Genomic DNA, 18022 nt, shown 5'->3' with positions numbered 1-18022 from the left:
CCCCCTTTCCCCGAAAAGGGAACTCGGATCCGGCGACCGGCGAAGGAGAGGTGAACACAGAGCCCAAGCCTTCGAGGCGTTCGAATGAACGAAAGGAGCCCCGATGACCGTCGGACCACCGGGCACCGGCACCCGCGACGAGGATCGCGAGGACAGCGACGCCCGGGTGATCGCACGGTCCCGGGACGAGCCCGAGCAGTTCGCCGTGCTCTTCGACCGGCATGCCGACGCCGTACACCGATACGCGGCCCGGCGGCTGGGTCCGGAGGCGGCGGAGGATCTGATGGCGGAGACCTTTGTCACCGCCTTCCAGCGACGCCACACGTACGACCTCGCACGTGCCGACGCCCGTCCGTGGCTGTTCGGCATCGCGACCAACCTCGTGGGCCGGCACCGCCGGGCCGAGGCACGCCGCTTCAAGGCGCTGTCCCGGCTGCCGGAGCCGGTGGAGCACGAGGAGCCGGTCGCGGACCGCGCGGTCGCCAGGGCCGGTGCCACGGGGGTGCGCCGGGAACTGGCGGCCGCGCTGGGCGGGTTGTCCGCCCGCCATCGCGACGTCGTCCTGCTGGTGGCCTGGGCCGGCCTCGACTACGAGGAGGCCGCCGAGGCGCTCGGCGTGCCGGTCGGCACCATCAGATCGCGGCTGCACCGGGCTCGCAGCAGATTGCGCGAAGCACTGGGCGGAACCGATCCGACGGCTTTCCGAGAGGCAGACGCCCATGCGTGACATCGACGAACTGCGCGAACTGAGGGACTTCGACACGGGGGCTCCCCCGCTCGACGACGAGACCAGGCGCCGGGCCCGGGCCCGGCTGCTCACCGCGGTGAACGGGGCCGCCCCGCGGGTACGGCCCCGCCGTCCCGTCCTGCGCGTCGCCCTGACGGCCGGGCTGGCCACCGCGGTCGCGGCCGGCGTCCTGGTCGCGGTACGGGACGACGACGGCGCCCGCACCCACCGCACCGCGACACCGCCGGCGACCAGCGCGCCCGCCATGCGGAACGTGAGCGCGCAGACGGTGCTCAAGGGGGCCGCCGCCTACGCACGCGAGCACGAGCGGACGGTCCGCCCGCGCGACGACCAGTTCATCTACACCAAGGAGATCATCAAGGAGACGAACCAGAAGACCGGTGCCACGAGGAGCTACACCGACGAGAACTGGCGCTCGGTGGACGGCTCCGAGCGGGGCTGGACGATGGAGATCGGCAAGGGCTGGTGGTCGCCGGCGTTGAAGAAGAACGAGCACGTCTGGCCGCCGCAGGACTGGGGCACGCTGCGGAAGCTGCCGACCGACCCCAAGCAGCTGATCCTGTCGATCGCGAACGAGTTCGGCGGCAGGACGACCTCGCTCGACGACATCGGCGACGAGGACTGGTCGCAGATCCACTTCAGCCTCGCCGGGCTGCTGAAGCTGGTCCCGGTGATGCCGGAGGGGCTGCGTCCGGCGGCGTACGAGGCGCTCGGCATGGTGCCTGGAGTGAAGGTCGTGCCGGGCCAGAAGGACGCGAAGGGGCGCACCGGGGTGGCCATCACGTACGACGACCCGACGCTCCCGAAGGGCTCGGTGGGCTTCGGCGGCTACTTCATCTTCGACCCCGTGACGTACGAATTCCTCGGTTTCCGCGACGTGCGCACCTCGGGGGACGGCGCGGCCATGAAGACGTACACCCAGCTCTCGTATCTCGACAGCTGGGCCGTCGTGGACAAGGTGAAGCAGCGGCCGTGACCGGCTGAGCCCTCCGCTGGAAGTGCCGCGATCTGCCGTCTGAGGCACCGTCGTGGCTGGTCGCGCCCACGCGGCGGAACCGCATGTTGATACAGCCCCGCGCCCCTTCGGGGCGCTGCCGAACGGCAGCGGACTTCGCAGGAACCGCTTAGAGGACGACAGGGACCCTGAGGGCGGCCAGGACCGGGAGATGGTCGGTGGCCGCCCTCAGATCCGTGTCGGCGAGGCCGGGCAGGCCGGTCGGTACGCCGCAGCCGAGTACCTCGATGCCCTTCGTCGCGAAGATCGCGTCGATGCGCTGGTGGGGGTCGGTGGACCCGGAGGTGAACTCGCCGCCCCAGGGTGCGGTGGTACGGCAGTCCTGGAAGGCCTCGGCCAGGCGGCGGAAGGTGCGGCCGTCGGGGCGGTCGTTGAGGTCGCCGCCGGCGATGGCGTGCGGCACGCCCATGCCGGCGACCCGGTCGAGGAGCAGGCCGCCCTGCTCGTAGCGCTCGTCCTGCTGGAGGCTGAGGTGGAAGCTGGTGACGCCGAGGCGGGCGCCGCCGAACCGGACGACGGCGGTCGCGAGGCCGCGGCGGTGCAGGCCGGGGGTGAGCGGGAGGAGGACGTCCTCGGTGCGCTCGACGGTGGCGCGGAGGTCGCAGAGGATCGCCGGGCCGGCCGCCGTGCCGCCCCCGGTGAGGATCACCAGGTCCGAGGCCGAGGCCAGGCGGGCGAGCTTCTTGCGCCAGCGGAAGAAGCGGGGGGCTTCCTGGATCAGGACCAGGTCGGGGGCGCACGCCTTGATGACGCGGGCGAGGGCGTCGGTGTCGTCCCGCATGGAGCGGATGTTGTAGCTGAGGACGCGGATGACGGCGGAACCGTCGGGCTCTGTGTGGGAGTTGGGGAGCGACACCATGTGGATCAATGTACGCGGCGATGGAAGGGGCCGCGTGCCCAATGGCTCGGGGCGCGAGGTCGGTGCGCGACTGCCGGTTGTGGGTGGCTTGTCGCGCCCGCGGGGCGGTAGCCCCATATCGACTACCGCCCCCGCGCCCCTTCGGGGCGCTACATGATCGGGTCGGGCTCTCTCGCCAGGTCGGCCGCGCCCACCAGGCCTGCCTCGTTGCCCAGCTGGGCTGCGATGACGTCGGCGACCGGGCGCCAGTTGCCGCCTACCAGCCAGCGCTTGTAGGACTTGCGGATCGGGTCGAGGACCAGTTCGCCCTCGTCCGAGAGGCCGCCGCCGACGATGAACGCGGAGGGGTCGAAGAGGGAGGCCAGGTCGGCGAGGCCGGCGCCGGCCCAGCGGGCGAGCTCGCGGTAGGAGTCGACGGCGACCGGGTCGCCCTGCCGGGCGGCCACGGAGATGTGCTTGCCCTCGATGCCCTCGGGGGTGCCGTCACCGAGGGCGAGGAGGACCTCGGCGTTCTCGGGGGTGGCGTTGGCGCGCTGCTTGGCGTACCTGACCAGGGCGCGGCCGGAGGCGTACTGCTCCCAGCAGCCCTGCGAGCCGCAGCCGCACAGCAGCCCGTCCGGGACCATCCGGATGTGTCCGAACTCGGCCGCCACGCCGAAGTGCCCGCGGCGCAGCTTGTTGCCGATGATGATGCCGCCGCCGAGGCCGGTACCGAGGGTGATGCAGATGACGTTGCGGTGGCCCTTGCCGGCGCCGAACTTGTACTCGCCCCACGCGGCGGCGTTGGCGTCGTTCTCCACGACCACGGGGAGGCCGACGCGGGCCTCGACTTCTTCCTTCAACGGCTCCTGGCGCCAGTCGATGTTGGGCGCGAAGTAGACCGTGGAGCGCTGCCGGTTCACGTAACCGGCGGCGCCGATGCCCACACCGACGATCTCGTGCCCGGCGCGGGCGCCCTCTACGGCGGAAGCAATGGCGTCCACGATGCCCTCGGGCGTGCCCGGGGTCGGCACCTTGTGGGTCGAGAGGATGTTGCCTTCCTCATCGACCACGCCGGCCGCGATCTTCGTGCCGCCGATGTCGACGCCGATGGTGAGTCCCATGAATCCCTCAGTTTCGGTCGAGCCCCGCTACGGCCAACCGTACCCGAGGCCCTGGCGTCGGGTTCTCGTCGTCCGTCCGGTGGGTGGACCGGTCGGCGGTGCGGGGCGCGGGACGGAGGGATGCGCCCTGGCTGTCAGTCCAAGTCGATGCGTTCACCGGGGCCGGCGTCGTCCCCCGGGTCGGGCTTGCCGGAGGTCCAGCGGGTCTCCTGGGCCTGGACCGCGGAGCGGTAGGCGGCGAGGAGTTCGCTGCCGGCCGCGGCCAGGTGGTCGAAGACGTCCGGGTTGCGCTCTATGACGGGCTCGACGGCGTTCTTCGCCTGCTGGACGACCTGCCGGACCACCTGCTGGGCGGCGGGACCCGCGACCGCCCCGAGCAGCGGGCTCTGGATGCCGGAGAGCTTGTCGGCGACGGCGTCGACGAGTTTGCGCAGTTCCTCGGCGGCCGACCCGGGGGGCGGGCCGTACTGGGCGCGGCGGCGGGCCTTCTCCGCCTCCAGGTCCTCGGCGCAGGCGGTGGCCCAGGCGTCGGAGTCCGTCGCCCGTACCTCGTCCGCGGCCTCGGAGGCGTCAGCTGTGGGGCGCTCTTCGCTCATGGCGGACTCCTGACTACGGTTCGTCTCTACGACGTTACCCGAACGGGCGTACCGGTTTCACCGTCAGCGCGGCCACAGCTCCGGGTCCGGCGCGAAGCGCAGCCGCAGCTCGCCGTCGCGCAGGGCGGCCCCGGCGACGGTGCAGCGGCGCAGGGCCGACGGCAGGGCGACGATGCGGCGGAAGCCGCCCACGGTGATGACGACCTCGTCGCCGCGCCGGACGAGGTCGAGGCCGTCCCGTATCGCGCCGGGCAGCGGGATGTGCCAGACGAGGACGCCGTCCGCCTCGATCCGGTCGGCGACGGGCCACTCGACCGGGGCGGGCGCGGTGTTGACACCGGGTACGGCGAGCGCGGCCAGGTCGTCGGTGCCGCGCGGGTCGTGCCCCAGGTGGGCGACGGCCGTGACCTCGTACGCCTCCCCCCACTCGGCGAGGGTCTTGCGCTGCTGGGCGACGAGGGCGTGCAGGGGCGTGGCCTCGGGCAGCACCCGGTTGGCGACCAGGGTCGCGGCGGACAGGCCGCGCAGGGCGAGGCCGAGGCGGACGGTACGGACGGCGTCGGCGCCGGCCGGGCCGGGTTCGGCGACCAGGCGTACGGCGGTGTGGCGGTCGGCGAGGACGGCCTCGACCGCGGCGAGCTCCACGTCCCAGCGGGCGGCCGTCTCGTAGAGCCAGTCCGCGGGCATGGGGACACCGGCGAGGCGGCCGAGGACCGGGCGCAGGGCGCGGGCCGCCTGCCGCTCGGGCGGGAGCAGGCGGCGCAGATAGCGGCGCAGCTCCTCGGGGAGGGCGAGGAGGGCGAGCGCCTGGGGGGCGGGCGGGAGGTCCACGACGAGCAGCTCGTACCGCTCGGAGAGGGCGGCGTCGCGCAGGGCGCGCAGGAAGGACAGCTCCTCTGCGCCGGGGAGGGGGGTGAGCTCCTCGGCGTCCAGGCGGGAGGCGCCGAGCAGGTCGAGGACGTTCGCGGCGCGGCTCTGGAAGGCGGTGAGGTCCTCGCGGAAGCGGGCGGCGGCGTCGGGGCGCCAGGCGGTGAGGGTGGGGGTGAGGCGGGTGGGCTCCGGTCCTGTCGCCGCGCCCAGGGCGGCGCCGAGGGTGTCCGTGCGGTCGGCGCTGAGGACGAGGGTGGGGGTGCCCTCGCCTGCGGCGCGCAGGGCGGTGGCCGCGGCGACGGTCGTACGGCCGCTGCCGCCCGGCCCGGTGATCAGGATGGTGCGCATGAGGGTGAACCGTAACTGAAGCGGGCCTTGCCTGTAGGTGCCCGTGGCTGGGGGGAGGGGGTGTCACTTACCGGCGTCGGCAGAGTGCCGCTGCGCCCACCCTCCCCCACTCTCGGCTTCGCTCGAGCGGGGGGACCCCCATCGCCCTGCGGCACGCCTGCCCGCAGCTGGGAAGAAGCGGCGGGCGAAGCGCCCCTTCAGGGGCGCGGGGAACTGCGCGACCGGCCACGGCGGATCCGCACCCGGGAGACCACGGGTACCCCCGCGACGCGCCCCCTACCTCACTGCTCCCCCGACTCCACCCTCTTCTTCAGCCCCGCCAGCGCCCGGTCGATGATGACCTTCTCGGCTTTCCTCTTGATCATGCCGAGCATCGGGATCTTCACGTCCACCGTCAGCGAGTACGTGACCTCGGTCGACCCCGCGCCCGCCGGCTTCAGCAGGTACGAGCCGTCCAGGGAGCGGAGCATCTGGGACTTCACCAGCGTCCAGGAGACCTCGTTGTCGCCGGTCCAGGTGTATCCGAGGACCTGGTCGTCCTTGATCGCACCGGCGTCCATGACGAGGCGGACCTGCTCGGCGCGGCCCGCCGCGTCGGTCTTCAGGACCTCCGCCTCCTTCACCTCGCCGGTCCAGTCCGGGTAACGGGCGAAGTCGGCGATGACCGCCATGACGTCGTCCGGGGCCGCCTCGATCGTGATGTTCGAGCTGGTGTGTTCCGCCATCGCCGTGGCTCCTCCAGTTGCGGGCCGGTCGGACCGGTAGAAGGGGGTCGCCGTGCGCGAGCGTGCGCACGTGTGTGCAGCGTGAAGGCTACCGCGCGTCCGACCAGCCGACTTCACCCCCCGTCCGGGGTCGTCACCATTCCAGCGCCCAGGGCCGTCCGGTACCCGCGAAGTGCCCGACGTTCACGCATTCGGTGGCCCCGATCCGCATCCGCTTCACCAGCGGCTGGTGGACATGTCCGAAGAGCGAGTACCGGGGGCGGGTGCGGCGGATGGCGTCCAGCAGGGCCCGGCTGCCCCGTTCGAAACGGCGCGCGACGGTGTCGTACACCAACTCCGGTACCTCCGGCGGGATGTGCGTGCAGAGCACGTCGACCTCGCCGACCGCCTCGATCTTCGCCGCGTACTCCTCGTCGGAGATCTCGTAGGGGGTGCGCATCGGGGTGCGCAGCCCGCCGCCCACGAAGCCGAAGACCCACCCCCCGATCTCCACCCGCTCGCCGTCCAGGACCGTCGTGCCCGGTCCCGCGTACTCCGGCCACAGCATCGGCATGTCGACATTGCCGTATGTCGCGTACGTCGGCGCGGGGAACGCCGCGAACATCTCGGCGTACTGCTTGCGCACCGCCTTCTCGATCGCCGCCGCCCGGTCCACGCCGACCCCGCCCCACAGCCGGGCACCGAGCTCCCGCGCCTCCTCGAAGCGGCGGGCGGTACGGAGTTCGACGAGACGGTCGGCGTTCTCGACGCCGAACAGGTCGGGGAAGATGCCGCGGGAGTGGTCGGCGTAGTCGAGGAAGAGGACGAGGTCGCCGAGGCAGATCAGGGCGTCGGCGCCGTCGCCGGCTCTGGCCAGGTCACGGGCGTTGCCGTGCACGTCGCTGACCACGTGGACGCGGGTCCTCGGGATCCCGGAGGGTGTGGCTGCCATGGTGATCAAGGGTAGGCCTGTGCGGCAAACGTGAACAGGCGATGGGCGGGCCTGCGGTTACTGGTCAGTCACTAAGGCCGTGGACTACCGTACGCGAAGGAACACCAACCTGTGTGACGCACCGAACATCTCGCCGGACCCCCCTGTCGAAGAAGCCATACCGGCGGGTAACGTCCGGGCAGTCCAGTCGTGCTCAGGATTTCAACCAACGGATCCTCCAACCCGTGGCGAAGCCCTGAGCACCTGCCCGAGCCTTGGACCGCACCGTCGCATCGCACAACGTCGTGGCGTCGGCGCCCTATGAGGAGCAGCAGTCTTGCGCGAGTTCAGCCTTCCGGCTTTGTACGAGGTCCCCGCGGACGGCAATCTGACCGACATCGTCCGCAGAAACGCCGCGCAGCATCCGAACGTCGCCGTCATGGCCCGCAAGGTCGGTGGTGTCTGGCAGGACGTGACCGCCACCGCCTTCCTGGCCGAGGTGCACGCGGCCGCGAAGGGCCTCATCGCCTCCGGGATCCAGCCGGGCGACCGGGTCGCCCTGATGTCCCGCACCCGCTACGAGTGGACGCTCCTCGACTTCGCGATCTGGAGCGCCGGCGCGGTCACCGTGCCGGTGTACGAGACCAGCTCGCCCGAGCAGGTGCAGTGGATCCTCAGCGACTCCGGCGCGACCGCCTGCATCGTCGAACTCGACAACCACACGGCCGCCGTCGAGTCGGTACGCGAGACGCTGCCCGCCCTCAAGCACGTCTGGCAGATCGAGGCCGGCGCCCTGGAGGAACTCGGCAGACTCGGCCAGGGCGTCACCGACGCCACCGTCGACGCGCGCAGCTCGCAGGCGAAGGCGGACGACCCGGCGACCATCGTCTACACGAGCGGAACGACCGGGCGCCCCAAGGGCTGTGTGCTCACCCACCGCAGCTTCTTCGCCGAGTGCGGGAACATCGTGGAGCGCCTGCGCCCCCTGTTCCGCACCGGTGAGTGTTCGGTCCTCCTCTTCCTCCCGCTCGCGCACGTCTTCGGCCGGCTCGTCCAGATCGCCCCGATGATGGCGCCGATCAAGCTGGGCTGCGTCCCGGACATCAAGAACCTCACCGACGAACTGGCCGCCTTCCGGCCGACGCTGATCCTCGGCGTCCCGCGCGTCTTCGAGAAGGTCTACAACTCGGCGCGCGCCAAGGCGCAGGCGGACGGCAAGGGCAAGATCTTCGACAAGGCCGCCGACACGGCGATCGCGTACAGCAAGGCGCTGGACACCCCGTCCGGCCCGGCCCTCGGCCTGAAGATCAAGCACAAGACCTTCGACAAGCTCGTCTACAGCAAGCTGCGCGCGGTGCTCGGCGGCAAGGGCGAGTACGCCATCTCCGGCGGCGCCCCCCTCGGCGAGCGCCTGGGCCACTTCTTCCGCGGCATCGGCTTCACGGTCCTGGAGGGCTACGGCCTGACCGAGTCCTGCGCGGCGACCGCGTTCAACCCCTGGGACCGGACCAAGATCGGCACGGTCGGGCAGCCGCTGCCCGGCTCGGTGATCCGGATCGCGGACGACGGGGAGGTGCTGCTGCACGGCGAGCACCTGTTCAAGGAGTACTGGAACAACCCGGCCGCGACCGCCGAGGCGCTGGCCGACGGCTGGTTCCACACCGGGGACATCGGCACCCTGGACGAGGACGGCTACCTCAGGATCACCGGCCGCAAGAAGGAGATCATCGTCACCGCGGGCGGCAAGAACGTCGCCCCGGCCGTGATCGAGGACCGGATCCGCGCGCACGCGCTGGTCGCGGAGTGCATGGTGGTGGGCGACGGGCGGCCGTTCGTGGGCGCGCTGGTCACCATCGACGACGAGTTCCTGGGCCGCTGGGCGGCCGACCACGGCAAGCCGTCGGGCTCCACCGCGGCGTCGCTGCGTGACGACCCGGATCTGATCGCGGCGATCCAGGCCGCTGTCGACGACGGCAACGCCGCGGTGTCGAAGGCGGAATCGGTGCGGAAGTTCCGCATTCTGTCCTCCCAGTTCTCGGAGGAGTCGGGCCACCTGACGCCGTCCCTGAAGCTCAAGCGCAACGTGGTGGCGAAGGACTACGCGGACGAGATCGAGGCCATCTACCAGAAGTAGAACGGCGCTCGGGGGGTGCTCAGAAGTCCTCGGCGAGAACCCGTTCCATCGTCCGCTCGGCGAGCGCGGTGATGGTGACGAACGGGTTCACGCCGATGTTCCCGGGCACCAGCGAGCCGTCCGTGACGTACAGCTTGGAATACCCCTTCACCCTCCCGTAGTCGTCGGTCGCCTGCCCCAGGACGCAGCCGCCCAGCGGGTGGTAGCAGAAGTCGTCCGCGAAGACCTTGCTCGCCGAGCCGAACAGGTCGTACCGGTAGATCGTCGCGTTGGCCGAGTTGATCCGGTCGAACAGTTTCTTGGCCATGGCGACCGAGACCGCGCTCTGGGCCGCGGTCCAGCCCAGCTTCACCGCGCCGCTCGCGGAGTCGTAGGTGAAGGACGCCCGTTGCGGGTTCTTGGTGATCGCCAGGTACAGGCTCACCCAGGTCTCGAACCCGATGGGCAGCGGGGCGATCTCCGCGAAGACCGGGTTGTCGGTGTTGGCCCAGTCGTCGATGCCCATGACCGGCATGGTCGCCTGGTTGGCGCCGGTGGTGTCCCAGATGTGGTTGGCGCGCCCGAGCATGGTGTTGCCGTTGGTGCTCCAGCCGCCCCCCACACTGGAGTTGAGCGCGGGCAGCGCACCGGTGTCCCGGGCCCGGACGAGCAGCTCGGTGGTCCCGAGACTCCCGCCGCCCAGGAACAGATAGGTACAGCTGTACTGCTTGCTCTCGACGACGGCCCCGGTCGTGTCGATCCGGTCCACGCTCAGCACGTACGACCCGTCGCTCGCCTTCGTGACGGCCTTCACCTTCTCCAGCGTGTGGATGGTGACGTTCCCGGTGCCGAGGGCGGCGGCCAGGTAGGTCTTGTCGAGGCTCTTCTTTCCGTAGTTGTTGCCGTAGATGACCTCCTGGGCGAGCGCGGACTTGGTGGCGGTGCCGGCGGCCTCCTGCTCCATGTAGCCGAAGTCGTAGACGTTCGGTACGAAGGTGGTCTTGAGCCCGGTGTTGGCGGCGGCCTTCCTGGACGTCCGGGTGAACTGGTACCACTCGGTCGACTCGAACCAGGTGGCGTCGATGGTGTTGACGCCCAGCATGGTGCGGGCGCGCGGGAAGTACGTGTTGTACATCGCGCTCGCGTCCACGGTCGGGAACTGCTCGGCGAAGTACGACTGGAGCGGGGTGACGGCCATCCCGCCGTTGACCAGCGACCCGCCCCCGACACCGCGCCCCACGTACACGGACATGTTGTCGTAGTGCACCCGGTCGAGCACTCCCGCGTAGGAGTCGATGTCCTTGTTGACGACGTCCAGCCAGAGGAAGGTGGCGAGCGGGGCCTCCGTGCGGGTCTTGAACCACATGGACCGCTTGTCCGGGGCGGCGGTGGAACAGAAGATCTTGCCGTCGGAGCCGGCCGTGTTCCACAGCCGGCCCATCTCGATCATGACGGTCCGGATCCCGGCCTGCCCGAGCCGGAGCGCGGCCACGGCCCCGCCGTACCCGGAACCGACCACGATGGCCGGGGCGTTGGTGACGTCGGCCGCTTCCTCGGCGGCCTGCGCCGACTGGAGCCCGACCCGGCTGAGACCGGCCGCGGCGGCGGTCTGGAGGGCGATCATGCCCAGGATGTGACGTCTAGTCAGCTGACGCTGCATCAGTTTTACTGTCATGCGCGCAGCATGTGCGGATTTTCCGGTTCCGCCTAGAGCTGCGACAGAGTTAGTGACAACGCGCCCCAAAAGGGGCGCGGGGCTGTATTTGATATGCGGCTGCCGCCGCGTGGGCGCGACCAGCCAGAACGCACCCGCAGACGAAAGGCGCCCCAACCCTCTAGAGCAACGCCTTCAGCCTCTCCGCAAGGAGATCCCACCGCCACCGCTCCTCGACCCACCGCCGCCCCCGCTCCCCCATCCGCTGACGCAGTTCGGCGTCTCCCAGGAGCACCACGATGCGCTCGGCGGCCTCCTCGGGGGAGCCGCCCCGCACCACCCACCCGGTCTCCCCGTCGAGCACCGCGTCCGGCGCCCCGCCCGAATCCCCCGCCACCACCGGCAGCCCGGTCGCCGAGGCCTCCAGGTACACGATCCCGAGCCCCTCCACGTCCAGCCCGCCCCGCCGGGTCCGGCACGGCATCGCGAACACGTCCCCGGCGCCGTAGTGCGCGGGCAGCTCGGCCCACGGCACGGCCCCCGTGAACCGCACCGACGCCTCGACCCCGGTCTCCCGCACCAGCCGCCGCAGCTCCTTCTCGTACGGCCCGCCGCCCACGATCAGCAGCACCGCGTCCGGTTCGGCGGCCAGGATCAGCGGCATCGCGAGGATCAGCGTGTCCTGCCCCTTGCGCGGCACCAGCCGCGACACGCACACGACCACCGGCCGCTCGCTCAGCCCCAGTCGCGCCCGCACCTCGGCGCCCCCGGAGCCGGGGTGGAAGGTCTTCTCGTCCACGCCCGGCGGCAGCTGGACCATCCGCCCCGCCGCCCCGGCGCTCAGCGCGGTCGCGATCCGGGACCGCGTGTACTCCCCGAGATAGGTGATCGTGTCGGTCGTGTCCCCGATCCGCCCGAGCAGCTGCCGGGCCGCGGGCAGCTGCGCCCAGCCGGCCTCGTGCCCGTGGGTGGTGGCGACCAGCCGCTGCGCCCCGGCCTTCCGCAGCGCCGGCGCCATCAGTCCGAGCGGAGCCGCCGCCCCGAACCACACGGACGTACACCCGTGCTCCCGCAGCAGCCCGACCGCCGTCCGGGTCGCCCCGGGCGTCGGCAGCAGCATCGTCGTACGGTCGCGTACGACGGTGAAGGGCTGCTCCGCGTCGAACGCGGCGGTGGCCTCGGCGCCCTCCCGGCCCCGCTTCCACGTGGACGCGTAGACGACCAGCCGCTCGGGGTCCAGCCGCAGGGCCATGTTGTGCAGGAAGGCCTGGATGCCGCCCGGCCGGGGCGGGAAGTCATTGGTCACGATGAGCGTCTTGTGCATCGCCGCAGACCATACCTGCACAGGGCGTTCGGCCGTGCTTCATGGCCCCCGCACAGGACGTCGGGAGATCATGTGGCCCACTCGACACGGCGCTGCCGACGGACAGGGGTTCAGGTGGACAGGACGGGCGTGACACGTGCCCTGGCATCGCTGCTGTCCGTCTGGGGTGCCACCCGGCTGGTGCTGCTGCTGTTCGTCCTGAAGGTGTTCGTGTTCCCGGGCGCGGACGTCACCACCGACGTGTCGGTCATCTACCAGGGCTGGTACGAGGTCCTGCGGCACGGAACGTTTCCGCTGGACGACGTCACCTGGCAGTACCCGCCCGCGGCCGCCCTGGCGATCCTCTCCCCCGCGCTGCTGCCCTTCCTGGCCTACCCGACCGCCTTCTTCGTGCTGGCCTGCCTGGCCGACCTGGTGGTCCTCTCGCTCCTCGGCTACGCCGGCCTGCGCCCCGGGCGCACCCTGCGCGGCGCCTGGGTCTGGGTGCTCGGCGTCCCGCTGCTCGGCCCGACCGTCTACTCCCGCTACGACCTGATGGTCACCGCCGTCGCCGTCGCCGCGCTGCTCGCCGGGGCCCGGCACCCCCGGCTCATGGGGGCGCTGGCCGGCTTCGGCGCGATGGTCAAGGTGTGGCCTGCGCTGCTGCTCGTGGGTGCCGTACGACGGCGGGCCTGGGCGTCGGCGGCCGTCACGGCGGGCGCGGTCGGCGTCCTGTTCGCGGTGGCCATGCCCGGCGCGTTCTCGTTCCTGACCTTCCAGCGGGACCGGGGCACCGAGGTGGAGTCGCTGGGCGCGCTGGTCTTCCACATCGCCCGGCACTTCGGCTGGCACGGCGAGGTGCTGCTCAACTACGGCTCGATCGAATTCCTCGGCCCGCACGTGCGGGCGGTGAGCACGGCGGCCCTGCTGCTCACCGCGCTCGCGTTCGGCTGGCTGCTGCTGTGGCGGCTGTCGGCGGTCCGCTTCCGGTCCCACACGCTCGCGGACGCGGCCTTCACCGCCGTCCTGATGTTCACGGTCACCAGCCGGGTGATCAGCCCGCAGTACCTGGTGTGGCTGGTGGGCCTGGCCGCCGTCTGCCTCTGCTACCGGGCCGGCCGCATGACCCTCCCGGCCGTCCTGGTCCTCCTGGCGACCCTCGTGACGGTCCTGGAGTTCCCGGTCGGCTTCTCGCACGTGGTCGTCAGCGACTGGTACGGCATCACCCTGCTGCTCCTGCGCAACGGCCTGCTGGTCGCGGCGACGGTCTCGGCGGCCCGCGTCCTGTGGCGCGCCACGGTGACCGAGGTCCCCGTCGCCCCCTTCCCGTCTCAGGCCACCCGCACGAAGGAGACCCCGGTCTCCTCCTGAGCCCGGGCCCGGGACAGCAGCAGCGCCACGGCCGCGCACTGCACCCCCATGGAAAGGGCCAGCGCCAGGCAGATCCCGGGCAGCCCGAGCCCGGACAGGGCGTGGGCGAGCGGCAGTTGGACGGCCGTGCCGAGCAGGGTCACGCGCAGCAGCGCCGGCGCCCCGCCACTGCCCTCGAAGACCCCGCCGAGCGCGATGAAGCCGGCCGTCAGGAGCAGGTACGGTCCCACGCAGCGCAGGAACAGCACGCCCTGGTGCGCGGCGGCGGGTCCGGCGCCGAAGGCGGCCATGACCCAGGGTGCGGTCGCGGCGAGCAGGACGGCGGCGGCCAGCCCGACCGTCCCCGCCACCAGCACCGCCTGCCGGCCGATCTGTCCGCGGGCGTCCCCGCCCTCGCCGCGGGTGTGCGCGGTGTGGATGGCGGCCGCCTGGCGCACGGCGTAGAAGGCCATCGTCGCGACGTACATGACCTTGTACGCGATCGCGTAGGCGGCCACCGCCGGCACCCCGAGCCGGGCCACGATCGCCACCAGCGCCAGCGCGCCGCCCTGCCGGACGGTGAAGTCGGCGGACATGGGCAGCCCGGTGCGCAGGGTCCGGCGCAGGGCGGCCGGTACCGGTTCGGCGGCCTCGGACGCGGCCGCGGTGCGCAGCAGGGCGTTGCGGCGCAGGGCCCGCAGTCCCGCGCCCAGGGCCACGCACCGGCACAGCACGGTGGAGGCGGCGGCGCCCCGGACGCCGTAGCGGTGGATGAGGAGCGGGTCGCAGACCAGGATCAGGGCGTTGGCGAGGAGGGCCAGGCGCAGCGGGGTGCGGGTGTCGCCGGTGCCCTTGAGGATGCCGTCGACCAGTTGCTGGGCGAAGAAGACGGTCATGCCCGGCAGGGAGATCGCGAAGTAGGCGGTGGCGAGGGGCAGGGCCGGGCCGGGGCCGCCGAGGACCAGCCGGGCCAGGGGTTCGCGCAGCAGCAGCCCGCCGGCCACGACCGCCGGCGTGACCAGGCCGCACAGCGCCCAGCCCCCGCGTACGGCGGCCCGTACCGCGCCGGGGTCCCGGGCCCCTCGGGCGTGCGCGACGAGCACGGTCGTCCCGGAGGCGAAGACCAGGGCGATGCCGAGCAACACGTTCTCGGCGTTGGTGGCGACGGCGACGGCGGCCACGGCGGCGGAGCCGAGCCGGGAGACCCAGACGGTGTTGATGATCCCGGCGGCGACGGAGGCGAGCAGCGAGAAGTAGACCGGGCGGGCGAGCGAGACGAGCTGCTTGCGGTGGACGTTCACGGTGTTCACGGCGATCCCCCTGGAGTGCTGTACCTCTAATCGAGGTATCTCGAATAGAGGTAACATGAGGGTCGCGACGCCCGCAAGGAGGAATGCAGCGTGCTGGAACTGTCGATCCTGGGATTCCTGGCCGAGGAGCCGTTGCACGGCTACCAGCTCAAGGAGCGGATCAGGGCGCTGAGCGGGCACGTCCGCCCGGTCAGTGACGGCGCCCTCTATCCGGCGATCGCCCGGCTGGTCGCCGCCGGCCTGCTCGACCAGCACACCGAGGAAGGGGCGGGCGCGGCCCCGCGCCGGGTGCTCTCGCTCACCGAGGAGGGCCGGGCGGACCTGCTCGGCCGGCTGCGCCACCCGAAGCAGGCGGAGATCACCGACCAGGTCCGCTTCAACACGGTCCTGGCCTTCCTGCGCCATCTCCCGGACCCGGCGGAGCAGGCGGCCGTGCTGCGCCGCCGGCTGGACTTCCTTCAGACCCCGTCGAGCTTCTTCTACCGGGACGGCGAGCCGGTCCGGGCGGAGGAGAGCGGAGACCTGTTCCGGGAGGGGATGCTGCGGGTCGCGCGGGCGACCGGCACGGCCGAGCGGGCCTGGCTGGCGGAGGCCATCGAGCGGCTGGCTCAGTCGCCGAGCTGAGCCGTCAGGTAGTCCCGCCAGCGTGCGGTGAAGTCCGCCAGGGTCGTGCCGAGTTCGGTCTTCAGGGCGTCCTCCACCGCGCCCGCCCGGTCCTTGTGCGCGCCCACGGCCCGGTAGAAGGCGCCGAGCTTCTCCTCGCCCCAGTGGGCGGCGATCATCCGGCAGGCCAGCCAGCCGCCCTCGTAGGCCTGGGCCAGCTTGGTGGGGTCGTCGGTGAAGCCGAAGTCCTTGTCCGCCGGGAGGTTCGCCGGGACCTCTCCCGCCTCGACGGCGCGGGCGAGTTCCGGCGCGGCCTCGGTGGGCGTACGGCCGGTGTCGAGGTAGCCGATCCAGTCGGCGTACCCCTCGGAGAGCCAGAGCGGGGTGGCGGCCGTGGTGTGGGCGCGGGTGGCCACATGGGTCGTCTCGTGGGTGAGGACCACCTGTCTGCCGACCGGGCCGAGGACGGCGTACGCCTCCGGGTTGAGGATGACCCGGTCCGCCGGGGCCTGGCCGGAGCCGCCCGCCTCGCCGGTGGTGACGGCGGCGATGCCCTTGTAGTTGGAGGCGGGAGCGCCCAGCAGGCCGGCCATGCCGTTCAGCGAACCGGGCACGAGCAGGACCACCCGCCGGGTCCAGTCCGTGCCCCAGGCCTTGGAGACCTCGGGGACGGCGGTGTCGGCGAGCCGGGCGTAGCCGCGCAGCGTGGCCGTGGACTGGCCGACGCCGAGGACGAGGGCGTGGGAGCTCTTGACAGCGGTCACCTTGCCCTGGTCCCAGAGCTGTTGCCCGGACTTCCCGGCGGGCTTGTCGTATGTGACATACCACTGTCCGTCGACGGTGCGGCTGAGGGTGAGCGCACGGTCCGTCGTCACCGGCGCCTTGTCGTAGCCCTTTATCCGGTAGCTGAGCCGCGCGTCGGCGGTGGCTCCGGCGCCGTCGGCGTGGAGGGAGGTCAGCCGGTAGCTCCAGTCGGCGAGCGGTACGGCGCGCAGGTCCGCGTAGGAACTCCGGGTGCCGGTCTCGGCGTACGCCTGCTCGTCGTGGCCGAGGACCGCGGCCGAACGGCGGTCCAGGACCTGCTGCACCTCGGCCATCGCCGTACCGGTCGACGACCGCCCGCCGCCGCATCCGGCCAGCGGCAGGAGCAGCAGACACAGCCCCACCGCTCCTGAGCGCCACGCCCGTCCACGACCAGCCACTTTCCGATCGTACGGGCAGCAGCCCGGAAGTCAGGGCCGGGTGACGGAGGAGACGGGCATCATTCCGACCGGGTCGTAGCGGACCGGGGCGCCCGGGTAGGGGGCGTGGATGACCTGGCCGTTGCCGACGTACATGGCCACATGGCTGGCGTCGGAGCGGTAGACGACCAGGTCACCGGGTTGCGCCTGGGAGAGCGGGACCTGGTGGCCGGCGTAGCGCTGCTCCTGCGAGGTGCGCGGGAGGTGGATCCCGGCGTGCGCGTACGACCACTGCATCAGGCCCGAGCAGTCGAAGCCGGAGGGGCCGCTGGCGCCCCAGACGTACGGCTTGCCGAGGGCGGAACGGGCGGCGGCGATCGCGGCGGCGGCGCGGCCGTCGGGGGCGGTGGCGTCGGAGAGGTCGGGCAGGTCGGCCCGGTCGTCGCCGCGGGAGGAGTGTTCGAAGGCGGCGCGGTCGACGGCGGGCATCGCGTTGAGGAGCTGCCGGGCCTTGGCGAGCTTCCGCTCCACGACGGCCTTGTGGGAGGCGACCGCCCTGCGGCTGTGCTCCAGTTCGCCGAGCTTGCCGGCGGCCTCGGTGCGCTCCTGGGCGAGTTCGCGCATCGCGGTCCGGAGCTGCCTGAGCTGCCCGGCCCGGCGGACGTCGATCCGGTCGAGGAGGGAGGCCCGGTCCAGGTACTCCTGGGGGTCGTCGGAGAACAGCAGGGCCACGGTGGGGTCGATGCCGCCGGAGCGGTACTGGGCGCCGGCGAGTGAACCGAGCGCCTCCCGCATGGTGTTGATGCGCTGCTGCTGGCGGGCGATGCGGTCCTGGGAGTCGTTCACCTCGCGGCGCAGCGTGCCGGCCCGCTCGTCGGCCTTGTCGTAGGCCTCGGTCGCCTCCTCGGCCTGCTGGTACAGCCGGTCCACCTCGGCGCGGCTGTCGGCGCGCGGGGCGGCGCTCGCCGGTACGGCACCGAGCGCGGCGGCCGCGGCCGACAGCGCGCAGAGAGCGGCACCGGCGCCCCGGTTGAACCCGGACGACGATGCAAGACGACGATGAGACCCCACGGCGGTCCTTCTGCTGGCGGACAGGTACCGCTTCCCCCGGCGCGGGGACGGGGGTGCCCCGGCGCCGGAGGAAACGCGCCAGACAGTAGCCGCGTGAACACACCCCGGCCAAAGACCTCGGCGGCCACGCAACGTGACGCCCCGCCGCTGACGCAGGTCACCGGCGGGGCGTGGAGTCAGTTCCGGTTGCCGGGATTCGCCCGTTCGGGCGCCACGGCAAGTTGATCTTCGGCCGTACGGGTGTCGGCGTAACCCGGTGGGGT

General features: G+C 72.1%; 16 protein-coding genes. 5 read left to right on the top strand and 11 right to left on the bottom strand.

Going from position 1 to position 18022, the window contains the following annotated elements; translation table 11 throughout:
* Nucleotides 1-103 precede the first annotated feature (103 nt).
* Nucleotides 104-727 (top strand): RNA polymerase sigma factor, encoded by a 624-nt coding sequence (locus tag ACWGKQ_RS43830; protein ID WP_453297653.1) that lies wholly within the window; start codon nt 104-106, stop codon nt 725-727.
* Nucleotides 720-1724 (top strand): CU044_5270 family protein, encoded by a 1005-nt coding sequence (locus ACWGKQ_RS43825; protein WP_453297652.1) that lies wholly within the window; start codon nt 720-722, stop codon nt 1722-1724. The genes ACWGKQ_RS43830 and ACWGKQ_RS43825 overlap by 8 nt, the downstream gene beginning before the upstream one ends.
* 148 nt (nt 1725-1872) lie before the next feature.
* Here the strand turns inward: ACWGKQ_RS43825 and ACWGKQ_RS43820 are convergent, their stop codons facing one another.
* From ACWGKQ_RS43820 to ACWGKQ_RS43795, 6 genes are all read right to left on the bottom strand, one after another.
* A complete protein-coding gene (locus ACWGKQ_RS43820) occupies nt 1873-2622 on the bottom strand; it encodes an endonuclease/exonuclease/phosphatase family protein (RefSeq protein WP_453297651.1) in 750 nt (249 codons plus the stop codon).
* A gap of 149 nt (nt 2623-2771) precedes the next feature.
* On the bottom strand, nt 2772-3725 hold the full coding sequence (locus ACWGKQ_RS43815) for an ROK family glucokinase (RefSeq protein WP_453297650.1): 954 nt from the start codon (nt 3723-3725) through the stop codon (nt 2772-2774).
* A gap of 134 nt (nt 3726-3859) precedes the next feature.
* Nucleotides 3860-4321: a DUF5304 domain-containing protein gene (locus ACWGKQ_RS43810; protein ID WP_453297649.1), complete on the bottom strand. Its 462-nt coding sequence runs from the start codon at nt 4319-4321 to the stop codon at nt 3860-3862.
* 63 nt (nt 4322-4384) lie between these two features.
* Nucleotides 4385-5539 carry an ArsA family ATPase gene (locus ACWGKQ_RS43805; protein WP_453297648.1) on the bottom strand — a complete coding sequence of 385 codons (1155 nt, stop codon included), beginning with the start codon at nt 5537-5539 and terminating at the stop codon, nt 4385-4387.
* Between the two features lie 281 nt (nt 5540-5820).
* Nucleotides 5821-6264, bottom strand: coding sequence for an SRPBCC family protein (locus tag ACWGKQ_RS43800; protein ID WP_453297647.1), 444 nt, complete (start codon nt 6262-6264; stop codon nt 5821-5823).
* A 133-nt stretch (nt 6265-6397) separates the two neighbouring features.
* Nucleotides 6398-7195 carry a metallophosphoesterase family protein gene (locus ACWGKQ_RS43795; protein ID WP_453297646.1) on the bottom strand — a complete coding sequence of 266 codons (798 nt, stop codon included), beginning with the start codon at nt 7193-7195 and terminating at the stop codon, nt 6398-6400.
* 316 nt (nt 7196-7511) lie between these two features.
* On the opposite strand from ACWGKQ_RS43795, the gene ACWGKQ_RS43790 reads away from it, so the two are divergent.
* Nucleotides 7512-9308 carry an AMP-dependent synthetase/ligase gene (locus tag ACWGKQ_RS43790; protein WP_453297645.1) on the top strand — a complete coding sequence of 599 codons (1797 nt, stop codon included), beginning with the start codon at nt 7512-7514 and terminating at the stop codon, nt 9306-9308.
* Nucleotides 9309-9327: 19 nt separating this feature from the next.
* Here ACWGKQ_RS43790 and ACWGKQ_RS43785 read toward each other — a convergent pair whose 3' ends face one another.
* Together ACWGKQ_RS43785 and ACWGKQ_RS43780 are read right to left on the bottom strand one after the other, a co-directional pair.
* Nucleotides 9328-10947 carry a GMC oxidoreductase gene (locus ACWGKQ_RS43785; protein WP_453297644.1) on the bottom strand — a complete coding sequence of 540 codons (1620 nt, stop codon included), beginning with the start codon at nt 10945-10947 and terminating at the stop codon, nt 9328-9330.
* Between the two features lie 175 nt (nt 10948-11122).
* On the bottom strand, nt 11123-12265 hold the full coding sequence (locus tag ACWGKQ_RS43780; RefSeq protein WP_453297643.1) for a glycosyltransferase family 4 protein: 1143 nt from the start codon (nt 12263-12265) through the stop codon (nt 11123-11125).
* A gap of 129 nt (nt 12266-12394) precedes the next feature.
* Between ACWGKQ_RS43780 and ACWGKQ_RS43775 the strand changes: the two genes are divergently transcribed.
* A complete protein-coding gene (locus ACWGKQ_RS43775; protein ID WP_453297642.1) occupies nt 12395-13615 on the top strand; it encodes a glycosyltransferase 87 family protein in 1221 nt (406 codons plus the stop codon).
* Here ACWGKQ_RS43775 and ACWGKQ_RS43770 read toward each other — a convergent pair.
* On the bottom strand, nt 13576-14895 hold the full coding sequence (locus tag ACWGKQ_RS43770; RefSeq protein ID WP_453297655.1) for an MATE family efflux transporter: 1320 nt from the start codon (nt 14893-14895) through the stop codon (nt 13576-13578). The two genes, ACWGKQ_RS43775 and ACWGKQ_RS43770, sit on opposite strands and share 40 nt — an antisense overlap.
* Before the next feature lie 99 nt (nt 14896-14994).
* Between ACWGKQ_RS43770 and ACWGKQ_RS43765 the strand changes: the two genes are divergently transcribed.
* Entirely contained in the window at nt 14995-15528 is a 534-nt protein-coding gene (locus ACWGKQ_RS43765) for a PadR family transcriptional regulator (RefSeq protein WP_453297641.1), read from the top strand.
* Here the strand turns inward: ACWGKQ_RS43765 and ACWGKQ_RS43760 are convergent.
* Both ACWGKQ_RS43760 and ACWGKQ_RS43755 read right to left on the bottom strand, forming a co-directional pair.
* Nucleotides 15513-16709 carry a hypothetical protein gene (locus tag ACWGKQ_RS43760; protein WP_453297640.1) on the bottom strand — a complete coding sequence of 399 codons (1197 nt, stop codon included), beginning with the start codon at nt 16707-16709 and terminating at the stop codon, nt 15513-15515. The genes ACWGKQ_RS43765 and ACWGKQ_RS43760 overlap by 16 nt on opposite strands.
* Nucleotides 16710-16739: 30 nt before the next feature.
* Complete coding sequence (locus ACWGKQ_RS43755; RefSeq protein ID WP_453297639.1) at nt 16740-17759, bottom strand: NlpC/P60 family protein; 1020 nt, start codon at nt 17757-17759, stop codon at nt 16740-16742.
* Nucleotides 17760-18022: the final 263 nt, after the last annotated feature.

The organism is Streptomyces sp. NPDC054770, assembly GCF_053611985.1.
The sequence above is the reverse complement of the archived record's forward strand: the minus strand, read 5'-3'. Positions and strand labels throughout refer to the sequence as shown.